Here is a 23,096-nt window from a genome sequence, read left to right on the forward strand (position 1 = left end):
CGCGGCTAGCGTGGGACAGGTGCGGTCGACGAGGGGGTGCCTGTGGGTTTCGTCCCGCTGACCGGGCCGGCCGAGCTCGCCGAGGCCGCACCCGGCGCACGCCCCGGCGAGGCCGTGGTGGCGTTCACCGCCGCCGACGGGGGCCGACGGGTCGAGCTGCCGGTGCGCGCCGCCCTGCCGGTGCTCACCAAGGCCCACGCCCGCGACGACGTGCACCCCAGCGTCGGTCTCCTGGCCGGCGCGGCGCTGCTGGCGCTGCGCCTCGTGGCGGCCGGTCGGCTGGCGCCGGACGCGGTCGGCGACGGCTGGCGGATCGCCCCGCTGCCGGCCGAGGACGACGACCGGGTCGCGCAGCTGGCCCTGGCCCGCTCCCACGACGGTCTCGCGCCCGACCAGGCCGAGGCCGTCGTGCGCCGGGTGCTGGACGCCGTGGCCGACACGATGCCGCGCACCGCCTCCCGCCCGCCCCGGGCCCGGCCGGCCGAGCGCGTCGCGCCCGGTGACTTCGCGGAGCGGCTGGCTGCCCGGCTCGACCGGCTGCGCGCACCCGCCCCGACAGGGCAGGTCGACCGGACGCCGCCGGCGCGGCGGGCCGAGGACGACGACCGGCCGCAGCTGGTCCGCCTCGCGCTCCGGGTCGAGGCCGACGAGGAGGACCTGTCGGCCGGCTCGGTGCGGCTCGTGCTCCAGGTCCACGACGAGCTGGACCCGCTGCACCTCTGCGAGGCCGTGGACCTCTGGGCGGACCCCGACGCGACCGACGGGGCGGGTCACGGGTTCGGCGTCCGGGCCCGCACCCACGCCGCCATCGCGCTGCGCGCGGCGGCCGAGGCGTGGCCGGTGCTCGACCGGATGCTCGACGGGCCCACGCCTGCGGAGCTGACCCTCAGCGGCGAGGACCTCGCGAGCCTGCTGGAGGACGGGGTCGCCGCGCTCGGCGCCCGGGGCGTCGACGTGCTGTGGCCCCGCAGCCTCGGCCGGGACCTGACCGCGACCAGCGTGCTCGACCGGGTCGACCCCCGCCACCCGCAGGACCGGGGTCCGGCGACCGGGCCGGGGCCGCACGAGGAGCCGCTCCAGGACCCGCTCCTCGGTCCCGACTCGGTCTTCGCCTTCCGCTGGCAGCTCGCGCTGCACGGCGAGGACCTGACCGCGGCCGAGATGGACGCGCTGGCCGACGCCGCCTCACCGCTGCTGAGGCTGCGCGGTGGCTGGACGGTCGTCGACCCCGCCACCGCGCGCAAGGCCCGCAAGCGGCTGCAGCGCACCGTGGCCCCCACCCGCGCGATCGCCGCCGCGCTGACCGGCACCGTGCCGGTCGAGCCGGGCACCGGCCTGCCCCCCGACACCCCGGTCGTGGTGGGCGCGTCGCTGCTGAAGGTGCGCGAGCAGCTGGTCGGCGCGGCCACGACGGAGCCGGTGCCCCCGCCGCCGGGGCTCCGGGCGGAGCTGCGGGACTACCAGCGGCACGGCCTGACCTGGCTGGCCACGCTGACCGGCCTCGGCCTCGGCGGCTGCCTGGCCGACGACATGGGACTGGGCAAGACCGTCACCCTCGTCGCGCTGCACCTGCACCGGACCTCCCGCGGCGCCACCGGGCCGACCCTCGTCGTCTGCCCGGCCAGCCTGCTCGGCAACTGGGAGGCCGAGATCCGCCGCTTCGCCCCCGGGGTGCGGGTCCGGCGCTTCCACGGCGGGGAGCGGACGCACGAGGACCTCGCCCCCGACGCGACGGGTGCGACCGGGCCGGGCGCCGACACCCGGGGCTTCGTGCTGACCACCTACGGCACCATGCGCCGCGACGCCGAGCGCCTCGGCACCACCGCCTGGGACCTGGTGGTCGCCGACGAGGCCCAGCACGTCAAGAACGCCCGGTCCTCGACGGCCCGGGCGCTGCGCACCATCGACAGCGCCGCCCGGGTCGCCCTGACCGGGACCCCCGTCGAGAACGACCTCACCGAGCTGTGGGCGATCCTCGACTGGACCGTGCCGGGCCTCCTGGGCAGCCGCAACGCCTTCCGCAAGGTGTGGGCGGCCCCCATCGAGTCCGGCCTCGAGCCGACCAAGGCACGCCAGTTCGCCGACCTGATCGGACCGTTCCTGCTGCGGCGTCGCAAGTCCGACCCCGGCATCGCCCCCGAGCTGCCGGCCAAGACCGAGACCGACCACCTGCTGCGCCTGACCCGGGAGCAGGTCGTGCTCTACGAGGCCTTCTGCCGCGACACCCTGGCCCGCATCGAGCGCGCCGACGAGGACGCGCGCCGCGGCCTCGTGCTGGCCCTGCTGACCGGGTGCAAGCAGATCTGCAACCACCCGGCGCAGTTCCTGAAGCAGTCCGGGGGGCGGTTGCGCGGCCGGTCCGAGAAGCTGGACCTGCTCGAGGAGCTGCTCACCACGGTCGTCGCCGAGGGCGGCGCGGTGCTCGTCTTCACGCAGTACGTCGCGATGGCCCGCCTCGTCGAGCAGCACCTCACCGCCGTCGGCGTGCCGCACCAGCTGCTCCACGGGGGCACCCCGGTCCCGCAGCGCGAGGCCATGGTCGCGTCCTTCCAGGCCGGGGAGGTCCCGGTCTTCCTGCTCTCCCTCAAGGCCGGTGGCACCGGCCTCAACCTGGTCCGCGCCGACCACGTCGTCCACCTCGACCGGTGGTGGAACCCGGCCGTCGAGGACCAGGCGACCGACCGTGCCCACCGGATCGGGCAGACCAGGCCCGTCCAGGTGCACCGCCTGGTCGCCCAGGGCACCATCGAGGAGCGGATCGGGCAGCTCCTGGCCCGCAAGCGGTCGCTGGCCGACGCGGTCCTGGGGCGCGGGGAGGCGGCGCTGACCGAGCTCAGCGACGCCGAGCTGCACGACCTCGTCCGCCTGCGGCAGCCCGACGGACCGGACGGGCCGGACGGGCCGGACGGGCCGTGAGCGCCGTGGCCCACCCGCGGGTCCCGGCCCGGCGCGGTCGCGCGTGGGCGGGGCGGTGGTGGGCGAAGGCGTGGCTGCGGGCGGTGGAGGAGGTGGCCTACGACGAGGGCGACCTGCGCCGCGCCCGCTCCCTGGCCCGGAGCGGCGCCGTGGGGGCGGTCCGGGTCGACGCCGGCAGCCTGCGCTCGGCGGTCACCGAGCAGCGCCGCGGTGCCGAGGAGCTGTGGGGCGTGGAGGTCGCGCTGCCCGTCCTCGACCCCTCCGCGGTCGCGGCGCTCGTGGAGGCGGTGGCCGCGGACCCCGCCCGGGTGGCCGCGCTGCTGGCCGGCGAGCTGCCGCACGACCTGGTCGAGCACGCCGAGGAGGCCGGGGTCGAGCTCGTGCCGTACGGGACGGAGCTGGCGGCCTCGTGCACCTGCGCGTCCTGGGTCGACCCGTGCCCGCACGCGCTGGCCCTGCTGCTCCAGGTCGGCTGGCTGGTGGAGGACGACCCGCTGGTGCTGCTCCAGCTGCGCGGGCTGCCCCGCGAGGACCTCCTCGCCGCGCTGCACCACCGCCGCGACCCGCAACCCGGGCCGGGGCCCGGCCGCGACGACGCCGAGGAGGTCCTCGAGACCGCGGAGGACGCCGCGCGCCGTGCCGCGCGGATCCTGGACCTGCTCGGGCACGACCACGACCCGGCCGAGCTGGACCGGCTCTGGTGACCCACCCGGCCCGACAGGTGGGGCCTGGTCTGGCACCCTGAGGCCGCCGCACCACCCGCCCGTACCGAGGAGACCCGATGAGCGACGTCCTGCGCGTGGAGCGCGACCGCACCCCGCACGTCGAGACCTGGACGCTGGACCTGCCCGACCAGCGCAACCCGATCTCGGGGCCCGACGTGGTCGCGGCCCTCGTCGAGAACCTGGAGCGCGTCGACGCCGACACCGACGTGCGCTGCGTGGTCCTCACCGGTGCGGGATCGGCGTTCTCCGCCGGCGGCAACGTGCGCGACATGGAGGAGCGCCGCGGCATGTTCGGCGGGACCCCCTGGGAGCTGCGCAACGGCTACCGGCACGGGATCCAGCAGATCCCGGCGGCGATGGCCCGCTGCGAGACCCCGTTCGTCGCCGCGGTCAACGGGCCGGCCGTCGGCGCCGGGTGCGACCTGACCCTGATGTGCGACCTGCGGGTGGCCTCCAGCCGCGCGTGGTTCGCCGAGTCCTTTGTCCAGCTCGGCATCATCCCCGGAGACGGGGGCGCCTGGCTGCTGACCCAGGCCGTCGGACCCGCCCGGGCCGCCGAGATGGCCCTGACCGGGGACCGGGTCGACGCCGCCACCGCGCTGGACTGGGGCCTGGTCTCGCAGGTCGTCGAGCCCGACGACCTGCTCGACGCCGCCCACGCGCTGGCCGCCCGGGTCGCGAAGAACCCGCCGCACGCGACCCGGATGGCCAAGAAGCTGCTCAAGGCCTCCCAGCACCAGGGCCAGGCCGCGGTGCTGGAGCTGTCCGCGGCCATGCAGGCCCTCGCGCACCACACCGCCGACCACGCCGAGGCACTGGCAGCGCTGCGCGAGAAGCGCGCCGGCGACTACCAGGGCTCCTAGCCGTGCGCACCCCGCGCGAGGTGCTCGACCGGGTCGCGCTCTGGAGGATCGACCCCACCTCGCTGGTCCGGCCGGACGAGCAGACGACCGTGCGGCGGATCGAGGTCGTCCGGGGCACCTGGGGCCTGGTGATGCTCGCCGGCCCGACGCCGCTGCTGCGCGCGATCTCGATCGACGACGACCCCGTCATGATCTGGACCGGGCGGGTGCTGGGCACGCGCCACCTGACCCAGGCCGTGCTGTCCGGGGCGCGGCCGAGTCCCGAGGGCCTGGCGATGGGCGTCTGGGTGGACGCGGTGCACGCGCTGTGCGCGCTCGGGCTCGCGGCGTCGTCCCGCCGCCGCGCGGCGGCCGGGATCTTCGACGCGGTCGCGGCGACCGGCTGGGCGGTCGCGGGCTACCGCGACCTGGTCAACCCCCGCGCCGCCCTGCCCACCCACACCGGACGCCGCGACGCGCTGGCCCGCCGCTTCCTGCGGGCGCTGCCCGGCGGCGCGCCCCTGGCCGACCGCGTGGAGCAGGACCGCGAGCGGCTGCCGACCGCCGAGCGGGGCGGCACGGACGACGCCCGGGGCGACGTGTCGTAGCCGCGCAACGGCGCCCGTACGGCAGGCCCCGCCGCCGGCGTAGTCGGAAGGAAGGAAGTCGGCGCGGCCGTGGCCGGTGACCTGGATCCACAGGTCAGCGCGGTGCGGGCGACGGGACGAGGTACTTCGTTCCTTCCCGCTACGACTGCCGGGCCGCTGTCCCACCCCGGCTGCCGTCAGCCCGCCGGCGCCACCCCCAGCGCCGCCTCGGCCATCGCGCGGAGCAGCGCGGCCATGTCGGCCGGCGGCAGGACCGCGCTGTGGGGGGTGGAGTTGATCAGGCCGAACACCGCGTGCGCGCGGGCCCGGGCCGGCGCCGGCCCGAGCGCGGGGTCGGCCGCGCGGCACTGAGCCGCCCACAGGTCGACGTACGAGCGCTGGAGCGTCCGCACCCGCTCGCGGGCGTCGCCGGGCAGCGAGGACCAGTCCCGGTCCTGCACCACGATCAGCGCCGGGTGGGCCAGCGCGAAGTCGACGTGGAAGGCGATCAGCGCCCGGAGACCCGCGACCGGGTCGGTCGCCTCGGCGACCCGGCGGCTGCCGTCACCCAGGAGCCGCTCGCTGATCGAGACCAGCATCTCGGCCAGCACCGAGTCCTTGGACGGGAAGTGCTTGTAGAGCGCCGGGCCCGAGACGCCGCAGGCGGCGCCGATGTCGCTGACCGACACCCCGTGGAACCCGCGGCGGGCGAACAGGTCGGCCGCGGTCTCGAGGATCTGCTCGCGGCGGGAGACCGCGCTGGTCGTCACGGCCACAGGCTAGGGGCCGCACCGGGCGGCCGCACGCCGGCCTCCCACCGTCCTCCCGCCGACGTGCAACCCGGCGCCGAGGCGCCTACGGTGGTAGTCGCCCTCGGGCGGCGGCACGATGTCCCAGACCTCCGACCAGAAGGACCGAGATCTTGCGTTCCTACCTCAGGGAGCACACCAACCCGCCCGTCTTCCTCGGCTCGGCCGCGGTGATGCTGGCCTTCCTCGTCTGGGGTGTCGTCTCGCCGCCGAGCGTGGCCTCCGTCAGCGACAGTGTGCTGTCCTTCATCACCAGCAACTTCGAGTGGCTCTACATCTTCGGCGCCAGCGGCTTCGTGGTGTTCGTGATCTACCTGATGCTGGGCCGCTACGGCTCGGTCAAGCTGGGCCCCAACGACTCCGAGCCCGAGTACAGCAACCTGTCGTGGTTCGCGATGCTGTTCACCGCCGGGATGGGCATCGGCCTGGTCTACTACGCGGTCAGCGAGCCGGTCTTCCACTTCCTGAACCCGCCCACCGGTGACCCCGGCACGGACGAGGCCGCGGCCAACGCGATGAACTACACCCTGTTCCACTGGGGGCTGCACCCCTGGGCGATCTACATCGTGCTCGGGACGTCGCTGGCCTACTTCTCCTTCCGCCGCGGCCTGCCGCTCCGTCCGGCGTCGGCCTTCTACTCCTTCCTCGGGGACCGGATCTACGGCTGGCCCGGGGCGCTGGTCGACATCCTCGCCGTGTTCGGCACCCTCTTCGGGCTCGCCACGTCCCTCGGGATCGGGGGCCGCCAGGTCGGGGCCGGCCTGAACGAGCTCTTCGGGATCCCCAACAACACCCTGGTCCAGGTGCTGATCATCGCGGCGATCACCTCCGTCGCGGTCGTCTCGGTGATGCTCGGGGTCGACAAGGGGATCCGGAACCTGTCCCTGGCCAACCTCTGGCTGGCCCTGGCCCTGCTGCTCTTCGTCTTCGTGTTCGGCCCGACCCGCGACCTCGTCAACACCCTCGCGGCCAACGTGGGCACCTACGTCCAGACGCTGCCGAGCCTCGGGCTGGAGACCTTCCCCAACGGCGGGGAGCAGGCCCAGGGGTGGCAGAACGGCTGGACCCTCTTCTACTGGGGCTGGTGGATCTCCTGGGCGCCCTTCGTCGGGATGTTCCTGGCCCGCATCTCCTACGGGCGCACGATCCGGTCCTTCGTGGCCGGAGCGCTGTTCGCGCCGGTGGGCGCCTCGATGGTCTGGCTGACGGTGTTCGGCGACTCGGCGCTGACGATCCTGCGCGACGACCCGGAGAACGCGCTGAACCAGGCCGGCGACGACGCGCCGCGCAGCCTGTTCCTGCTCTTCGAGCAGCTCCCCGCGCCGGAGGTCCTCACGACCCTCGCCTCGGTGCTGGTGGTGCTCGTGGTCGTGCTGTTCTTCGCCACCTCGTCGGACTCCGGCTCGCTGGTGGTCGACATCCTCACCAACGGCGGGGACCCGAACCCGGTCTGGCAGCAGCGCCTGTTCTGGGCGGTCACCGAGGGGGCGCTGGCGTCCGTGCTGCTCATCGCCGGGGCGAACGCCGCCGGGGGGCCGATCCGCTGGCCGCGCTCCAGGCGGCCTCGATCGCCGCGGGCCTGCCGTTCTGCGTGGTGCTGATCTTCATGGCGGCGGCGCTGATGAAGGCGCTGCGTGAGGAGCGCATCGAACGGCCCGGCATCGCCGCGCCGTCCCCGATGGTCGGCATGCGGGAGTACGCGATGCGTACCCGGCCGCCGCGCGACGGCGACGCCCAGGCCGAGGGCGGGGCCGGGTCGGCGAAGGAGGACCCCGCGGACGCGTGAGCCGGGTCTCGACGCGGCGGTTAACGATCGCTAACCTGACCCCGTGACCGACGACCTGCGTACCCAGACCGCGCAGCTGCACGCGCGGCTCGAGACCGTGCGTCGCGGCGGCAGCGAGGCCGCCCGCGCCAAGCACGTCGCCCGCGGCAAGCTGCTCGCCCGCGACCGGGTCGACCGGCTGCTCGACCCCGGCAGCCCGTTCCTCGAGCTCAGCCCGCTCGCGGCCACCGGGATGTACGACGACGCGGTCCCGGCCGCGGGCGTGGTCACCGGGATCGGCCGGGTGGCCGGGCGCGAGGTCGTCGTCGTGGCCAACGACGCGACCGTCAAGGGCGGCACCTACTACCCGGTCACGGTCAAGAAGCACCTGCGCGCGCAGGCCGTCGCCGCCGAGAACCACCTGCCCTGCGTCTACCTCGTCGACTCCGGCGGGGCGTTCCTGCCGCTGCAGGACGAGGTGTTCCCCGACCGCGAGCACTTCGGCCGGATCTTCTTCAACCAGGCGCAGATGTCGGCGCGCGGGATCGCCCAGGTGGCGGCGGTGATGGGCTCCTGCACCGCCGGCGGCGCCTACGTCCCGGCGATGAGCGACGAGACCGTGATCGTCAAGGACCAGGGCACGATCTTCCTCGGCGGCCCGCCCCTGGTGAAGGCGGCCACCGGCGAGGTCGTCACGGCCGAGGAGCTCGGCGGCGGCGAGGTCCACGCCCGGGTCTCCGGGGTGGTCGACCACCTCGCCGACGACGACGCGCACGCCCTCGACCTGGTCCGCTCGATCGTCGGCACCCTCGGACCCGGCCGGGTGCACCTGGAGCCCCAGCCGGTCGAGGAGCCGCTCGAGGACCCCGAGGGCCTCTACGACGTCGTCCCGGCCGACCCGCGCACGCCGTACGACGTCCGCGAGGTGCTGCGCCGCGTCGTCGACGGCTCGCGGCTGCACGAGTTCAAGCCGCTCTACGGCGAGACGCTGGTCTGCGCGTTCGCGCACGTCCACGGCTACCCGGTCGCGATCGTGGCCAACAACGGCATCCTGTTCAGCGAGTCGGCCCTCAAGGGCGCCCACTTCGTCGAGCTGGCCAACCAGCGCGGCATCCCGCTGCTGTTCGTGCAGAACATCGCCGGCTTCATGGTCGGGCGCGAGTACGAGAACGGCGGGATCGCCAAGGACGGCGCCAAGCTGGTCACCGCCGTGGCCTCCTCGGTGGTGCCCAAGCTGACCGTCGTCATCGGCGGCTCCTACGGCGCCGGCAACTACGGGATGTGCGGGCGCGCCTACGACCCCCGCTTCCTGTGGATGTGGCCCAACGCCCGGATCTCGGTGATGGGCGGCGAGCAGGCCGCCTCCGTCCTGGCCACCGTGCGCCGCGACGGGATCGAGGCCCGCGGCGGGGAGTGGACGGCCGAGGAGGAGGAGGCGTTCAAGGACCCGGTCCGCGCCCAGTACGAGGAGCAGGGCTCGCCCTACTACTCCACCGCCCGTCTCTGGGACGACGGCGTCATCGATCCCGTCGACACCCGCCGCGTGCTCGGGCTCGGCCTCGCCGCCGCCGCCCGCGCCCCGATCCCGGAGACGCCGCACTTCGGCGTCTTCCGGATGTGAGGACCCGATGACCCCGCAGCAGCGCTTCACCTCCGTGCTCGTCGCCAACCGCGGCGAGATAGCGCGCCGCGTCATCCGCGGCTGCCGCGCCGCCGGCCTGCGCACCGTCGCGGTCTACTCCGACGCCGACGCCCGCGCCCCGTTCGTGCGCGAGGCCGACACCGCCGTCCGCCTCGGGCCGACGCCCGCCGCGGAGTCGTACCTCTCGGTCGAGCGGCTGCTGGCCGCGGCCGCCGAGTCCGGCGCCGAGGCGGTGCACCCCGGGTACGGGTTCCTGTCCGAGAACGCCGGCTTCGCCCGCGCCGTCCGGGACGCGGGGCTGGTCTGGATCGGGCCCACGCCCGAGGTGATCGACCTGATGGGCCGCAAGGACCACGCCCGCGACGTCGCCGAGCGGGCCGGTGTCCCCGTCACGCCGCGCTACCCCGAGGACGGCGTCCCGGCCGACGCCTACCCCGTGCTGGTCAAGGCCGCGGCCGGCGGCGGCGGCAAGGGCATGCACGTCGTGCGGGACGCCGCCGACCTCGACGCCGCCGTCGCGCGGGCCCGCCGCGAGGCGCGCTCGGCCTTCGGCGACGACACGCTGCTGGTCGAGACCTTCGTGGAGCGCGGGCGCCACGTCGAGGTCCAGGTCGTCGGCGACGAGCACGGCCACGTCGTGCACCTCTTCGAGCGGGACTGCTCGGCGCAGCGGCGCCACCAGAAGGTGGTCGAGGAGGCGCCGGCGCCGTACCTCGACGAGACGGTCCGCCGCCGCCTGCTCGACTCCTCCGTCGCGCTGTGCCAGGAGGTCGGCTACACCGGCGCCGGCACGGTCGAGTTCCTCGTCGACGGCGACGGGCCGGACGCCGGTGCCTACTTCCTGGAGATGAACACCCGCCTCCAGGTCGAGCACCCCGTCACCGAGGAGGTCACCGGGGTCGACCTCGTCGCCTGGCAGCTCACGGTCGCCCAGGGCCTCCCGCTGCCGCTGGCCCAGGACGAGATCACCTGCACCGGCCACGCCGTCGAGGTCCGCGTCTACGCCGAGGACCCGTACGCCGGGTTCGTCCCCCAGACCGGCCGGGTCCACCGGCTGCTGCGCGCGGACGGCGCCCGCCACGAGTGGGGCGTCGAGCAGGGCGGCACGGTCGGCACGGCGTACGACCCGATGCTCGCGAAGGTCGTCACCACCGGGGCCGACCGCGACGCCGCGCTGGCGGCGATGGTGACCGCGCTGGACCACTCCGCCGTGCTGGGCGTGGTCACCAACACCGGCTTCCTGCGGCGGCTGGTCGCGAGCGAGGCCTTCCGCACCGGCGAGGTGCACACCTCCTGGCTGGACGGGACGGCGGCGGACGAGCTGCTGACCGCGCCGGCACAGCCCCCGCACGCCGCCGGGCACGCCGCCCAGGCCTGGGCCGACGAGCACCTCGTCGCCGGCCCCGGGCCCTGGGAGGCGCTCGACGGGTGGCGCAGCGCCGGGCCGGCGCGCCCGGTCTCGGTCACGCTCCTCGACCCCGCGGGGGAGGTGCACGAGGTGCCGGTGGTCCTCGGCGGCCCGCCCCGCACCGCGGACGACGGCACCGCGGACGACCGGGGTCCGGTCGTGGTCGACCGCGCCGGCGCCTGGGCCCTCGTCGAGGGCCACCCGTGGCGCTTCGAGCGCCCCGACCCGGCCCGGCGCGGCGAGGTCGCCGTCGGTGACGCCGACGTGACCTCCCCGATGCCGGGCACGGTCATCGACCTGGCCGTCGCGGTCGGCGACCGGGTGGTGGCCGGCCAACGGCTCGGCGCGGTCGAGGCCATGAAGATGGAGCTGGCGCTGACCGCCCCGCACGACGGCGTCGTCGCCGGCGTCGGCGCCGCGGTGGGCGACCAGGTCCCGATGGGCCACGTCGTGGTCCGGGTCGACCCCGACGACGGGCCGGGCGACGGGCCGGGCGACGGGCCGGGGGACGCGTCGTGAGCCGGCCGCCCGGCCTGCCGATGGCCGTCCCCGCGCCCGGGATGCCCGAGCACGTCACGATCTACGAGGTCGGCCCCCGCGACGGCCTGCAGAACGAGCAGGAGCTGGTCCCGACCCCGGTCAAGGCCGAGTTCGTGCGCCGGCTGCTCGCCGCCGGGCTGCCCGTGGTCGAGGCGACCAGCTTCGTGCACCCCCGCTGGGTGCCCCAGCTGGCCGACGCCGCCGACCTGGTCGGGTCCCTGGTCGACGACCTGGGCGACCATGCGCGCGCGCTGCCGGTCCTGGTGCCCAACGAGCGGGGGCTCGACCGGGCGCTCGAGCTCGGGATGCGCCACGTGGCGGTGTTCGGCTCCGCCACGGAGACCTTCGCCCGCAAGAACCTCAACCGCGGGCTGGACGAGCAGCACGCCATGTTCGCGCCGGTCGTCGACCGTGCGCTGGCGGCCGGCGCCGACGTCCGGGCGTACGTGTCGATGTGCTTCGGCGACCCCTGGGAGGGCCCGGTGCCGCTGGCGCAGGTCGTCGACGCCGGGCGCCGGCTGCTCGACCTCGGCGCCTCCCAGCTCAGCCTCGGCGACACCATCGGGGTCGGCACCGCCGGCCACGTGGTGGCCCTGGTGGAGGCCTTCGGCGACGCCGGGATCGGCCCGGAGCGGCTGGCGCTGCACTTCCACGACACCTACGGCCAGGCGCTGTCGAACGTGCAGGCCGGGCTGCGCGCCGGGATCACCACCTTCGACGCCTCCGCCGGGGGCCTCGGCGGCTGCCCGTACGCCGAGAGCGCCACGGGCAACCTCGCCACCGAGGACCTCGTGTGGCTGCTCGACGGCCTCGGCGTGGGGCACGGCGTCGACCTCGCGTCGCTCGTGGCGACGTCGACCTGGATGGCCGGGCAGCTCGGACGGCCCAGCCCGTCGGCCGTGGTGCGGGCGCTCGGGAGCGGTACGGCACAATCGCCGACGTGAGCCGAACCGCCCCGCGTCGCGTCTTCCTCCACGTCGGGGCACCCAAGACCGGCACCACCTACCTGCAGGACCGGCTGACGCTCAACGCCCGGTCGCTGGCCCGGCACGGCGTGCACGTGCCGACCGGCTCGCGCCTGGTCAGCCCCGCGCTGTTCCAGTTCCGAGCCGCCCTGGACCTGCTCGGCCAGGACTGGGGCGGCGCGCCCGGCCACGCCGAGGGCGCCTGGGAGGCGCTGGTCAAGAAGGTGCGCGCGACCAGCGGCACCGTCGTGGTCAGCCACGAGATCCTCGCCCCGGCCAAGGCCGAGGCGGTGGCCCGCGCCAAGCGTGACCTGACCGCCGACGGCTCCGAGCTGCACGTCGTCTACACCGCGCGCGACCTCGGTCGGCAGGTGCCCGCCGCGTGGCAGGAGAGCATCAAGCAGGGCCGGACGTGGTCCTACGCCGTGTTCGTGAAGAAGTTCCGTCGCCGCTCGGCGTGGTTCGCCCACGCCTTCGACCTGCCCACGGCGCTCGGTCGGTGGTCCGAGGGGCTGCCGCCCGAGCGGGTCCACCTGGTCACGGTGCCGCCCAGCGGCACCCCCGGTGACCTGCTCTGGACCCGCTTCTGCGCGGTCACCGGCATCGACCCGGCCTGGGCACCGCGGCCCAGCGACCGCCGCAACGCCTCCATGGGGGCGGCCGAGACCGAGGTGGTGCGCGCGCTCAACGAGGCGCTGGACCGCAAGGTGCGCCGCGGACCGGACTACGACTACCTGATCCGCAACCTGCTCGCCGAGGACAGCCTCGTCAGCGGCAGCAGCCACTCCTCGCCGGTGCGGATGCCCCCGCGGCTGCTCGACTGGGCGCAGGAGGAGACCGCGCGCTGGCGCACCTGGGTGGAGTCCGCGGGCATCGACGTCGTCGGCGACCTCGACGAGCTCGAGCCGCGCCCGATCGCCGAGGAGGACTGGAACGACCCCGACAAGACGACGCGCAAGTGGCGGCTCCGGGTGGCGATGCGGGCGCTCACGGCCATGACCGAGGAGGCCGCCCGCCGTCCGATGCCGGAGCGCTCGCTGCCCGGGCGGGTCCGCGCCGAGGCGGCCCGCCGGATCCGGACCAGGTGAGCGACCCGGCTGCGATCCGGGCCTGGTCCTGGGTGGCCCACCTGCGGGACGGGGGGTCCACGCCCTGGGCCGGATGGTCCGCGCCGGCCGACAGCCCCGACAGCCCCGGCGGCCCCGACAGCCCCGGCGGCCCGGCCTCGACCGGTCCCCGGGTGCTCCCGGGCGCCCAGCAGCTCGAGCTGCTGCGTCGGGTCAACGCCGCCGGCGACCTGCCCGTCGCCGCGCGCGACCGGGTCCTCCTCGCCAGCGGGCTCGACCGTGGCCGCGCCGACCTGCCGCTGCCGGGGGACCGCGCGGCCGCTTCGGCCCCCTCCCGCTCGACCCCGCCGACGTGCCGACCGAGGAGCTGCTGCGGGTCGCGGTGCTGCTGCTGGCCGACGCGCTGCCCGGAGCCCCGGTGACCCGTCCCGCGACGGTGCCCCCGACCCGTACCTCCCGGCTGCGGCGGGCGGCGGGCGGCGGCTACCGGGTCGCCGGCGACCCGTGGCTCGCGGACCGGGTCCGCGAGGAGCTGCGCCGCCGCGGACGCCCTCCCGGCGGGCGGCGGCCCCGGGTCCTCGTCCTCGGCGGGTCGGTGCCGGACCTGCTCGCCCGCACCTGGGCCCACCGGGTGCTCCACGAGGGTGCGCCGGCGTGGCCGGACTGGGTCGCGGCCCGGGCCGGCGGTGCCCTGCCACCTGGTGCCGACGTGGCCGGCCAGGCCGACGCGTGGGCCTCGCGGGTGGGTGCGGCGCGGGTCGTCGTGGTCACCGACCCGGCCGCGCTCGGGCGGCTCACCGGAGTGCGCCGGCTGGACCCGGGCACCGCGCTCGGCCCGTGGGGCGCCCGTGGCCCGGGCGGCGACGCGGTCGAGCTCGCCCGGCGCGTCCGGGTGGCCCTGGCCGTGGTGGCCCCTCCGCACGAGCACGCGACCCTGCTGCGCGAGCGGTTCCTCCCCGCCCTCGCTGCGGAGGCCGCGCGACCCGCGTCGAGCGCCCTGGTCACCGGGCCCCTGCCCCGGGTGCCGGCCGAGCACGCCGAGTGGGCGGCGCGCCGTGCCGTCCGGCAGCGCCGCCGGGTGCTCCGGGCTGGCTACGCTGTCGCGGGCGACGTCGACGACCTGCTTCCGGGCCGACCAGGGGTCGTACCGGACCGACCCGGTCGTGACGTCCCGGATCCCGAGCGCGTGCTCGGGATCGCCGTGTCGCTGCTGGCCCAGGGGCTGGTGCCGGACCACGGATCCGATCACGGAGGGCAACAGGCATGACGCGTCGGGTGCTGGTGCACGTCGGCACTCCCAAGACCGGGACGTCCTACCTCCAGGACGTGCTGTTCCGGAACCGGGAGCTCCTCCTGGAGCACGGCGTGCTCTACCCCGCCGACCGCTTCGACGCCCACTTCCTGGCCGCGCTGGACCTGATGCGGCTGCCCTGGGGCGGCCTGGAGCAGGAGGCCCTCGGGCGGTGGGACGAGCTCGCGGCCCAGGTGCGTGCGCACGACGGCACCTCGATCGTCAGCCACGAGATCCTGGCGCGTGCGAGCGCCACCCAGGCCGCCGAGGCGCTGGCCTCCTTCGACGAGCCCGGCCGCGAGCCCGCCGAGATCCACCTGCTGCTGTCCGGGCGCGACCTCGTCCGCCAGGTCCCGGCGGAGTGGCAGGAGAACGTCAAGCACCGCAACACGCTGACCTACGAGCGCTTCCTGGCCAGGCTGCGCGACCCGGACCGCTCCACCCGGATCGGCAGCTGGTTCTGGGCGGTGCAGGAGATCCCGGACATCCTCGACCGGTGGGGCGCGCACGTCCCGCCCGAGCGGGTGCACCTGATCACGGTGCCGCCGCCCGGCGGCGACCCCGACCTGCTGTGGCAGCGGTTCTCCTCCGCCTTCGGCCTCGACGGCCTCGACCTCGAGCTGGAGACCACCCGCTCCAACCCCTCGATGGGCGTGCCCGAGACCGCCCTCCTGCGCCGGATCAACGCGAGCACCAACAAGGTGGTCCCCCCGGCGCACTACCGGGAGCTCGTCCGCGAGCTGGTGGCGCACCAGACCCTCTCCCCACGCCGCGACTCACCGCGGCTGGCGGTCCCCCCCGACCTGCACGACTGGTTGCACGAGCTGCAGTCGCGGTGGGTCGCCGAGGTCCGCGACCGCGGGTACGACGTCGTGGGCGACCTCGATGACCTGCTCTCCCGGCCCACGGTCGCCGCGGAGGACTTCGCCGACCCCGACCACCCCGACGAGGCCGAGGTCGCCGACGCCGCGCTGGCCACCATCGGGGCAGTGCTGCAGGAGCAGGTGCGCGAGCGCGAGGACCGGGCCGCCGAGCGGGCCCGGGCCCGCGAGGTCGAGGACGACCTGCGACGTCAGCTCTCCGACGTTCGCGAGGCGCTCGCGCGGTCCTACCTCCGGCCGTCCTTCCTGCACCGCGAGCGGATCGTGCGCGGGCTCGAGGGCTCGCGCGCGGGCCGGGTGTCGATGCGGGTCTACCGCGCGGCGCGCGGCAGGAGCTCGCGCTCGGCGTAGCGCCCGATCTTCCAGGTGGCGTAGCCGTCGGCGCTCGCGCCCACGACGCCGCCGACGACCGGCACCCGGCGGCTCACGGTGATCGCGAGGCGCTTGCCGGTGATCCGGCTGATGATCGAGTTGGCGACCTCGCGGGAGACCGTGGCGTCCAGCGCCTCGTCGTGCACCGGTGCGGTGGCCAGGGCCATCGGCGGGGCGGGGAGCTTGTTGGCCTTCACCAGGTCCTCGACGGTGTCCTCGCCGAGGACCGTGACCAGGATGGCGTTGCGCACCTTGGGGTCCTCGAGGTCGTAGCCGCGCAGGTGCGCGATGCCGGCGACCATCCGGCACTGCAGCAGGGCGAGGCCGGTCACGTTGGTGGGGATGGTCAGCGGCGCGGTCACCAGGCCGCCGATGTTGGTCACGAAGCCCTGGGCGCCGGCGAAGCGGACGTGGTTCTCGACCAGCTCGCGCACCGCCTTGTCCCGGTCGCCCTTCTGCTCGGCCAGCTGCTTCTCCGCCGCCTGCGCCGCGGCGGGGAGGGGGCCGACGCCGTTGATGGCGCGCGAGAGCGCCTCACGTACGAAGGAGGTGGTCAGCCCCGGCGCGAACCCCGTGACGCGGGATCCGAGCTGCTTGCCGATCTGGTTCTTGATCATACCCATGCCGTCGATCCTAGGGACGGCCCGACCACCCGGTCGGCGGGCGTGGGGGGTCCGCGGAGCCGCTACGGTCGCCCCGTGCCCGTCGAGCCCCCTGCCACCGGTTGGATCTTCGGGGACGCCTCGGCGCACGACGAGACCGACGACCTGGTCGCGATCGGCGCCGATCTCGAGCCGGGCACGCTGCTGGAGGCCTACCGGCACGGCATCTTCCCGATGCCCGCCGGGGACGCCGGTGACCCGATGTACTGGTTCAGCCCGGTCCGCCGCGGCGTGCTCCGGCTCGACGACCTGCGGGTCCCGCGCTCGCTGCGCCGCTCCTGCCGCGACACCGAGATCCGCGTCGACACCGTCTTCGCCGAGGTCGTCGAGGCCTGCGCCGACCCCCGCCGACCGCACGGCTGGATCACCGACGACGTGGCGGGGGCCTACCAGCGCCTGCACGCGCTGGGCTGGGCGCACTCCGTCGAGGCCTGGCAGGACGGCGAGCTCGTCGGCGGCCTGTACGGGCTCGCCCTCGGCGGGCTGTTCGCGGGGGAGTCGATGTTCCACCGGGTCCGCGACGCCTCGAAGGTGGCCCTGGTCGGGCTGGTCGACCTGCTGCGCGAGGGATCGGCCGAGGGACCGCGGCTGGTCGACGTGCAGTGGGCGACGCCGCACCTGGAGTCGCTCGGGATCACCGAGATCGGCCGGGCCGACTACCTCGCCGCGCTGCCGCGCCTGTTCGCCACGCCGCTCCCACCGGCCTTCGACCAGCGCTGAGGGTCGGACCTGCTCAGACCACCCGGGGCGGCTGGCCGTCCTCGCTGACCATCGGCCGCCCGGCGGCCTCCCACTCGAGCATCCCGCCGTCGAGGTTGACCACGTCGTGGCCCTGCTGGACGAGGTAGGCCACGACCTGCGCCGAGCGGCCCCCGACCTTGCAGGTCACCAGCACCTGGCCCTCGGGCACCTCGTCGAGCCGCTCCACGAGCTGGCTCATCGGCAGGTGCCGCGCCCCCTCGATGTGCCCGGCGTCCCACTCGTGCTGCTCGCGCACGTCGATCACGGGCAGCCGCTCGGGCAGGGGGTTCGGGACGGCGTCCAGGGTGACGGTGGGGACCTCGCTCATGCCCCGAGCCTGCCACGGCGGGGTACGCCAGGCCCGGCGGGCACCGCCGAGATGACGCTTCCGGACAGCCGAGATGACGCTCGCGGCGCGTCGAGGTGACGGTTGCGGACCGGTGGGCACGCCGGTGGTCAAGGAGCGAGCGCAGCGAGCGTCTCGAGACCGGCCCCCGGTGGGTCGATGGGTGATCTGCATGCACCTGGTGAGTGCAGATCACCCATCGACCGGTGGGCGGTCGCAAACGATTCGGGAGGCTCAGTCCTCGACGTCGTCCCCCGTGACGTCGTGCGCGGACAGGTCGAGGAGCTCGGGCCCGCCGAGGGGGTCCCCGGTCCACGAGACCAGCTCCCACCCGTCGTCGGGTGAGCCTTGGAGCACCGCGGCCGCGGTGTTCGAGACGTGCAGCTCGGCGGCGTGCTCCGGTGACATCGCCGTGGCGACGGCCGTCCAGACCCGGATCGCCGCCCCGTGGCTGACCACCACGACGGTGTCGTCGGGCCCGTGCGCCTCGGCGAGGTCCGCGACGACGGCGTCGAAGCGGGCCAGGAAGGAGGTGCCGTCCTCGCCGCCGGGAAGGCGGCGGTCGCGGTCCACGTGCATCCAGGAGCGGAGCAGGTCGACGTACGCCAGCACGGCCTCCTCGTCGGTCCGCATCTCGAGGTCGCCGGCGGAGACCTCTTCGAGCCCGCGTCGCACGACGACCGGCAGCCCGCGCGCCTCGGCGAGCGGGGAGGCGGTCTGCTGGGTGCGGACGAGGGGGGAGGCGTAGACCGCCGTCACGTCCTCGTCGGCCAGCGCCCCGGGGACGGCCGCGGCCTGGCGCCGGCCGAGCTCCGTGAGGTCGGCACCGGGCTCGTCGGTGTCGAGCGCGCCGGCCACGTTGGAGGAGGTCTGGCCGTGCCGGACGAGGATCAGCCGCATGGCGCGGAGGGTATCGGCGTCGGGTGGACGGGCGGCGTCACGACGTCACCCACTGCTCGCCGGCGAGCACCCGCGCGGCGGGGCCGCCGCTGTCGTCGCCGAGCAGGGTGGCGGCCACGAAGTCGGCGGCGGCCTTCTCGAAGGTCGCCCCGTGCTTCAGCATCGCGTGCTTGCCGCCGGTGACGGTCACGAACCCGACGTCGGTGGTGCGCATCAGCCGGCGCGCGACCGCCTCGGCCTTGGCCGGGCTGGCGATCCGGTCCTCGTCGCCGTGCACGAAGAGGACGTGGCGTCCGCGCAGGTCCGGGGCGTCGTCGGGGAAGACGTACGGGTTCAGCGCGACCACCGTGCGTACGGCCGGCCGGTCACCGGCGAGCAGCGCCGCCCGGCCCCCGAGCGAGTGGCCGACCAGCGCCACGGGAGCCGCGGGGAGCTCGGCGCGGACCTGGTCCAGCGCCCACTCGACGTCCTGGACCGGGGTCCGGGACGCGTCCCACCCGCGCACCGAGTTCAGCAGCCGGTAGACCGCCAGCCGTCCCCGCCCGGCGCGGCGCACCCGCTGCGCGACCGGGATCATCCGCAGCACCGACAGCTGGGTCGGGCTGACCGCGGCGGAGTCGCGGCGCGACCCGCCACCGTGGAGGAACAGGACGACCCCGTCGGGGTCGCGGGGGCGGTCGACGGTGATCAGCTGAGGAGTTCCAGGCACTCTGCAATCCTCCCCGAGGCCCAAGCCGCCGAGGGGTGAGGTGTGCGGACCCCGGGAAAGTCCGGGCGGGGCAGGCGCGTCCGCGGATACCCTCCGTCGGTGAGCGCGAGAGGACTCCCCGCCGACACCACCCCGGCGCGCGCCGCGCCCGGCGACGTCGAGGTCTTCCAGGTCGACGAGCGCGACTCGTCGTGGGAGGACGACCACCCACGGTTCCGCGTCTACCTGCACGGCGGCGCCGGTGACGTGCCAGGTGCGTGGACGGACACCTACGACGTCATCGGTGCGGACCTCCTCCAGGTCGTCGACTGGGCCCAGCACCAGGCCGGTGACCGACTGACGTACGCCGTCGCGCTCGTCGGCGCCGACGGGGGCGGGCGTCGGGGACTGGTGTGGCTCGTCGGGATGGATGCCAACGAGGGGACCGATCCGGGCAGTCGGCTCGAAGGGATCCAGCAGCGGATGCTCCTCCGTCGGCGGCACCCGGTCCGGCTGGGCACGGCGGACGCGATGCCGGCCGACGTCCCGCAGCCCTACGCCCAGGACTGAGGAACGCCACCTACTTCAGGAACTTGCTCGTCCGCCGGTCCGCCAGCGGCTTCCCGCCGGTCTGGCAGGTCGGGCAGTACTGCAGGCTCGAGTCGGCGAAGGACACCTCCCGCACGGTGTCGCCGCAGACGGGGCACGCCTCGCCCGTCCGCCCGTGCACGGCCATGTGGGTCTTCTTCTCGCCCTTGAGCTCGCTCGCCGCGAGACCCCGGTTGCGCGCGACCGCGTCGCCGAGCACGCCGCGGATCGCGGCGTACAGCGTCTGCACCTCCTCCTCGTCCAGGCTGCTCGCGGGCTTGTACGGCGACATCCGCGCGGCGTGGAGCAGCTCGTCGGAGTAGGCGTTGCCGATGCCGGCGATCGTGCCCTGGTGGCGCAGCACGCCCTTGACCTGCTTGCGGCCCTCGCGCTCGAGGATCACCTTGAAGGCGTCGAGGGTGAAGTCGTCGGTGAGCGGGTCGGGGCCGAGGCTGGCGATGCCGGGCACGTCGAGCGGGTCGCGCACGACGTAGGCCGCGAGCGACTTGCGGGTGCCGGCCTCGGTCACGTCGAGCCCGGCCTCGGGGTCGAGGACCACCCGCAGCGCCAGGGGCGACTTGTTGCTCGCGCTCGGCGGCTTCTCGGGGACCTCGTCGCGCCAGCGCACCCACCCCGCGCGGGCCAGGTGCAGCACGAGGTGCGTGCCGGAGGCCTCGATGTCGAGGAACTTGCCGTGCCGGGTGACGTCGTCGACCAGCGTCCCCTCCAGCGCGGTCAGCGGCGGGTCGTAGGTCTTCAGCGCGCTGAACGCGGCCAGGTGGATCTTGGTGATCGCCCGGCCGTCGAGCCGCTGGCGCAGGTCGAGGGCCAGCGCCTCGACCTCGGGAAGCTCCGGCATGGCGTCATCCTAGGGACGACCGCCGCCACCGGCGAGGGATGCGTCGCCCCGGGCCACACCCCACTTTGTCGACTTTCTCTTCCCTCCGGACCCCCGCGCGGGCAGGATGGAGGGGTGCCACTCCCGCACCCCCTGCCCGAGACGGGCGCGATCTTCCTCGACGCGCGCGGGGCCGAGCGCGCCATGCGGGTCTCGTGGCACTCCGAGAAGGACCTGATCGTGCTGTCGCTGTGGCGCGACAACGTCTGCACCGGCTCCTTCCGGCTCGGGCTCCCCGAGGCCGCGCAGCTGATGCAGGTGCTGCAGACGGGGCTGGACCAGGCGTACGCCGACGGCCACCCGGCCGCCGCCCGCGCCGTCCCCGTCACCGGCCACCACGCGCGCCACGCCCGGCCCGCCGCCATCTAGGGCTGGCGCTAGACACACCGATACGGTCCTGACATGGACCCGATCCGCAACCCGTACGCCCCCGGCGCGGGGCAGCGTCCCCCCGAGCTGGCCGGTCGCGACCGCGAGCTGGGGCAGTTCGAGGTCACCCTGGAACGCGTCGGCGCCGGGCGCCCGGAGCGCTCGATGGTGCTCTCCGGGCTGCGCGGGGTCGGCAAGACCGTGCTGCTCAACGCGCTGCGCGGCGAGGCCGTGCGCCGGGCGTGGGGGACCGGCAAGATCGAGGCGCGCCCCGACCAGAGCATCCGGATCCCGGTCGCCCAGGCCGTGCACGCCGCCGTCCGCGAGGTCGCCCACCGCCACCGCGACCCCGACCGGGTCGACGAGGTCGCCGGCACCCTGAAGTCGTTCGCCCTGCGCGCCACGGTCGAGGAGCGGCGTACGGCCCGCTCGGCCGGTGTCCGCTGGACGCCGCCGACCGACGTCCCGGCGACCCGCGGACGCGCCGACTCCGGCGACCTCGAGCTGGACCTCGTCGAGCTGTTCACCGACGTCGCCACCCTGGCCGGCGACCTCGGCGTCGGCGTGGGGCTCTTCATCGACGAGATGCAGGACATCTCGATCGAGGAGCTGGCCGCGCTCTGCGGCGCGTGCCACGAGATCAGTCAGCAGGGCGCCCCGCTGATCGTGGTCGGCGCGGGCCTGCCGCACCTCCCGGTCGCGCTCGCGGCGTCCAAGTCGTACGCCGAGCGCCTCTTCCGCTACGTCTCCGTCGACCGCCTCCCGCGCGAGATGGCCGACCGGGCCTGGCGGCTGCCGGCGGCCACCGAGGGGGTCACCTTTGACGACGCGGCCCTCGACGAGCTCTACGCGCTCACCGACGGCTACCCCTACTTCGTGCAGGCCTACGGCAAGGTCACCTGGGACGCCGCGGTCGGCTCCCCGATCGCCGTCGAGGACGTCCGCGCCGCCGCACCCGAGGCCGAGCAGGAGCTCGCGATCGGGTTCTTCGGCGCCCGGTACGACCGCGCCACCCCCGCCGAGCGCGACTACATGACCGCGATGGCCGACCTCGGCGTCGACGCCGACGACCTCGCCGTGGCCACCGCCGGCATCGCCGAGCACCTGGCCCGCAAGCCGCAGTCGCTCTCCCCGGCCCGCGACGGGCTGATCAAGAAGGGCCTCGTCTACTCCGCCGAGCGGGGGAGCGTGGCGTTCACCGTGCCGCACTTCGGGAAGTACCTGCGGGCCCGGTGACCGCCCTCCCACCCGCGCGCCGCTGACCCTGCCACCATGGAGTCATGAGGCCGAAGGTCGTCGCTCACCGCGGCGCGAGCCACGACAACGCCGAGCACACGCTGCGCGCCTACCTCGCCGCGCTCGACGCCGGTGCGGACGGGCTGGAGTGCGACGTGCGGCTGACCGCCGACGGGCACCTGATCTGCGTGCACGACCGCGACCTGCGGCGCACCGCCGCCTCGCCCGGGGCGGTGTCCACCATGGAGCTGGCCGAGATCGCCGAGCTCGACTTCGCCAGCTGGAAGAACCCCTGGGCCGACCTCGACGACGAGGCGGCCGAGCCCGACCCGGCGACCAGCGGGGTGCTGACGCTGCGCAAGCTGCTCGAGCACGTCGCCGACCTCGACCGCCGCGTCGAGGTCGCGATCGAGACCAAGCACCCGACCCGCTACGGCGGCCTGGTCGAGAAGCGGCTGGTCGAGATGCTGGGGGAGTTCGGGTGGGACCGGGCCGGCTCCCCGGCGCGGGTGATGAGCTTCTCCTTCACCGCCCTGCAGCGCGTCGAGCGGCTCGCCCCGGGCGTCCAGCTCGTCCAGCTCATCGACCGGCCCGCGGCCTGGCCGATGCTCAGACGCGCGATCGGGCGGGACTGGCTGGTCGGGCCAGGGATGGACGACCTCACCGAGCACCGCAAGTACGGCAAGCGGCTGGCCCGCAGCGGCCACGAGGTCCACGTCTGGGTGGTCAACACCGCCGAGGAGCTGAGGCTCTGCCAGGACCTCGGGGTGACGACCGTGATCACCGACCGCCCGGCGTACCTGATCGGCCTGCTCGACGGGCGTCCCGGCGGGCGCTCCGCCCCCGGCGCCTGAGGCC

At 75.2% G+C, this 23,096-nt stretch carries 24 protein-coding genes; 18 read left to right on the plus strand and 6 right to left on the minus strand.

The genetic code is table 11. The features are described from left to right. Positions 1-42 precede the first annotated feature (42 nt). From ENKNEFLB_RS00480 to ENKNEFLB_RS00495, 4 genes are all read left to right on the plus strand, one after another. Positions 43-2,916, plus strand: a complete 2,874-nt coding sequence (locus tag ENKNEFLB_RS00480; RefSeq protein ID WP_214057407.1) for a DEAD/DEAH box helicase — start codon at positions 43-45, stop codon at positions 2,914-2,916. Then, positions 2,913-3,620 carry an SWIM zinc finger family protein gene (locus ENKNEFLB_RS00485; protein ID WP_214057408.1) on the plus strand — a complete coding sequence of 236 codons (708 nt, stop codon included), beginning with the start codon at positions 2,913-2,915 and terminating at the stop codon, positions 3,618-3,620. Before ENKNEFLB_RS00480 ends, ENKNEFLB_RS00485 begins: the two co-directional genes overlap by 4 nt. Before the next feature lie 77 nt (positions 3,621-3,697). Next, positions 3,698-4,504: a crotonase/enoyl-CoA hydratase family protein gene (locus tag ENKNEFLB_RS00490; protein ID WP_214057409.1), complete on the plus strand. Its 807-nt coding sequence runs from the start codon at positions 3,698-3,700 to the stop codon at positions 4,502-4,504. 2 nt (positions 4,505-4,506) lie between these two features. After that, positions 4,507-5,091, plus strand: coding sequence for a hypothetical protein (locus ENKNEFLB_RS00495; protein WP_214057410.1), 585 nt, complete (start codon positions 4,507-4,509; stop codon positions 5,089-5,091). 176 nt (positions 5,092-5,267) lie between these two features. Here ENKNEFLB_RS00495 and ENKNEFLB_RS00500 read toward each other — a convergent pair whose 3' ends face one another. Next, on the minus strand, positions 5,268-5,840 hold the full coding sequence (locus tag ENKNEFLB_RS00500; RefSeq protein WP_214057411.1) for an SACE_7040 family transcriptional regulator: 573 nt from the start codon (positions 5,838-5,840) through the stop codon (positions 5,268-5,270). A gap of 152 nt (positions 5,841-5,992) precedes the next feature. Here ENKNEFLB_RS00500 and ENKNEFLB_RS00505 point away from each other — a divergent pair, with 152 nt between their 5' ends. The 9 genes from ENKNEFLB_RS00505 to ENKNEFLB_RS00545 are packed head-to-tail and all read left to right on the plus strand — an operon-like array spanning position 5,993 to position 15,789. Beyond that, the gene (locus ENKNEFLB_RS00505) at positions 5,993-7,480 is read left to right on the plus strand and encodes a BCCT family transporter (RefSeq protein WP_214057412.1); all 1,488 of its coding nucleotides are present in this window, start codon (positions 5,993-5,995) and stop codon (positions 7,478-7,480) included. Next, entirely contained in the window at positions 7,471-7,665 is a 195-nt protein-coding gene (locus tag ENKNEFLB_RS00510; RefSeq protein ID WP_214057413.1) for a hypothetical protein, read from the plus strand. The genes ENKNEFLB_RS00505 and ENKNEFLB_RS00510 overlap by 10 nt, the downstream gene beginning before the upstream one ends. 43 nt (positions 7,666-7,708) lie before the next feature. After that, positions 7,709-9,265: a carboxyl transferase domain-containing protein gene (locus tag ENKNEFLB_RS00515; RefSeq protein ID WP_214057414.1), complete on the plus strand. Its 1,557-nt coding sequence runs from the start codon at positions 7,709-7,711 to the stop codon at positions 9,263-9,265. A 7-nt stretch (positions 9,266-9,272) separates the two neighbouring features. Beyond that, positions 9,273-11,213 (plus strand): acetyl/propionyl/methylcrotonyl-CoA carboxylase subunit alpha, encoded by a 1,941-nt coding sequence (locus ENKNEFLB_RS00520; RefSeq protein WP_214057415.1) that lies wholly within the window; start codon positions 9,273-9,275, stop codon positions 11,211-11,213. Then, positions 11,210-12,178 (plus strand): hydroxymethylglutaryl-CoA lyase, encoded by a 969-nt coding sequence (locus ENKNEFLB_RS00525; protein WP_246535756.1) that lies wholly within the window; start codon positions 11,210-11,212, stop codon positions 12,176-12,178. Before ENKNEFLB_RS00520 ends, ENKNEFLB_RS00525 begins: the two co-directional genes overlap by 4 nt. Beyond that, on the plus strand, positions 12,175-13,287 hold the full coding sequence (locus ENKNEFLB_RS00530) for a hypothetical protein (protein WP_214057416.1): 1,113 nt from the start codon (positions 12,175-12,177) through the stop codon (positions 13,285-13,287). The genes ENKNEFLB_RS00525 and ENKNEFLB_RS00530 overlap by 4 nt, the downstream gene beginning before the upstream one ends. After that, positions 13,284-13,688, plus strand: a complete 405-nt coding sequence (locus ENKNEFLB_RS00535; protein ID WP_214057417.1) for a hypothetical protein — start codon at positions 13,284-13,286, stop codon at positions 13,686-13,688. Before ENKNEFLB_RS00530 ends, ENKNEFLB_RS00535 begins: the two co-directional genes overlap by 4 nt. Next, the gene (locus ENKNEFLB_RS00540) at positions 13,619-14,533 is read left to right on the plus strand and encodes a hypothetical protein (protein WP_214057418.1); all 915 of its coding nucleotides are present in this window, start codon (positions 13,619-13,621) and stop codon (positions 14,531-14,533) included. Before ENKNEFLB_RS00535 ends, ENKNEFLB_RS00540 begins: the two co-directional genes overlap by 70 nt. Beyond that, positions 14,530-15,789 (plus strand): hypothetical protein, encoded by a 1,260-nt coding sequence (locus ENKNEFLB_RS00545; protein ID WP_214057419.1) that lies wholly within the window; start codon positions 14,530-14,532, stop codon positions 15,787-15,789. The genes ENKNEFLB_RS00540 and ENKNEFLB_RS00545 overlap by 4 nt, the downstream gene beginning before the upstream one ends. Here ENKNEFLB_RS00545 and ENKNEFLB_RS00550 read toward each other — a convergent pair. Next, entirely contained in the window at positions 15,750-16,433 is a 684-nt protein-coding gene (locus ENKNEFLB_RS00550; RefSeq protein ID WP_214057420.1) for an EcsC family protein, read from the minus strand. The genes ENKNEFLB_RS00545 and ENKNEFLB_RS00550 overlap by 40 nt on opposite strands. A 75-nt stretch (positions 16,434-16,508) precedes the next feature. Here ENKNEFLB_RS00550 and aat point away from each other — a divergent pair, with 75 nt between their 5' ends. After that, complete coding sequence (gene aat / locus ENKNEFLB_RS00555; protein WP_246535757.1) at positions 16,509-17,192, plus strand: leucyl/phenylalanyl-tRNA--protein transferase; 684 nt, start codon at positions 16,509-16,511, stop codon at positions 17,190-17,192. A 13-nt stretch (positions 17,193-17,205) separates the two neighbouring features. On the opposite strand, the gene ENKNEFLB_RS00560 is transcribed toward aat, so the two are convergent. From ENKNEFLB_RS00560 to ENKNEFLB_RS00570, 3 genes are all read right to left on the minus strand, one after another. Then, a complete protein-coding gene (locus ENKNEFLB_RS00560; RefSeq protein ID WP_214057421.1) occupies positions 17,206-17,541 on the minus strand; it encodes a rhodanese-like domain-containing protein in 336 nt (111 codons plus the stop codon). Positions 17,542-17,793: 252 nt separating this feature from the next. After that, positions 17,794-18,459, minus strand: a complete 666-nt coding sequence (locus ENKNEFLB_RS00565; RefSeq protein WP_214057422.1) for a histidine phosphatase family protein — start codon at positions 18,457-18,459, stop codon at positions 17,794-17,796. A 37-nt stretch (positions 18,460-18,496) separates the two neighbouring features. After that, the gene (locus ENKNEFLB_RS00570; RefSeq protein WP_214057423.1) at positions 18,497-19,168 is read right to left on the minus strand and encodes an alpha/beta hydrolase; all 672 of its coding nucleotides are present in this window, start codon (positions 19,166-19,168) and stop codon (positions 18,497-18,499) included. 99 nt (positions 19,169-19,267) lie between these two features. On the opposite strand from ENKNEFLB_RS00570, the gene ENKNEFLB_RS00575 reads away from it, so the two are divergent. Then, positions 19,268-19,717: a hypothetical protein gene (locus ENKNEFLB_RS00575; RefSeq protein ID WP_214057424.1), complete on the plus strand. Its 450-nt coding sequence runs from the start codon at positions 19,268-19,270 to the stop codon at positions 19,715-19,717. A 10-nt stretch (positions 19,718-19,727) separates the two neighbouring features. Here ENKNEFLB_RS00575 and ENKNEFLB_RS00580 read toward each other — a convergent pair whose 3' ends face one another. Continuing rightward, the gene (locus ENKNEFLB_RS00580; protein WP_214057425.1) at positions 19,728-20,594 is read right to left on the minus strand and encodes an Fpg/Nei family DNA glycosylase; all 867 of its coding nucleotides are present in this window, start codon (positions 20,592-20,594) and stop codon (positions 19,728-19,730) included. Positions 20,595-20,708: 114 nt separating this feature from the next. Between ENKNEFLB_RS00580 and ENKNEFLB_RS00585 the strand changes: the two genes are divergently transcribed. The 3 genes from ENKNEFLB_RS00585 to ENKNEFLB_RS00595 are packed head-to-tail and all read left to right on the plus strand — an operon-like array spanning position 20,709 to position 23,092. Beyond that, positions 20,709-21,002 carry a hypothetical protein gene (locus ENKNEFLB_RS00585; RefSeq protein WP_214057426.1) on the plus strand — a complete coding sequence of 98 codons (294 nt, stop codon included), beginning with the start codon at positions 20,709-20,711 and terminating at the stop codon, positions 21,000-21,002. A gap of 33 nt (positions 21,003-21,035) precedes the next feature. Further along, positions 21,036-22,238 carry an ATP-binding protein gene (locus ENKNEFLB_RS00590; protein WP_214057427.1) on the plus strand — a complete coding sequence of 401 codons (1,203 nt, stop codon included), beginning with the start codon at positions 21,036-21,038 and terminating at the stop codon, positions 22,236-22,238. Between the two features lie 44 nt (positions 22,239-22,282). After that, on the plus strand, positions 22,283-23,092 hold the full coding sequence (locus ENKNEFLB_RS00595; RefSeq protein WP_214057428.1) for a glycerophosphodiester phosphodiesterase: 810 nt from the start codon (positions 22,283-22,285) through the stop codon (positions 23,090-23,092). Positions 23,093-23,096: the final 4 nt, after the last annotated feature.

It is taken from the genome of Nocardioides aquaticus, from assembly GCF_018459925.1.
Taxonomy (GTDB): Bacteria; Actinomycetota; Actinomycetes; order Propionibacteriales; family Nocardioidaceae; genus Nocardioides; species Nocardioides aquaticus.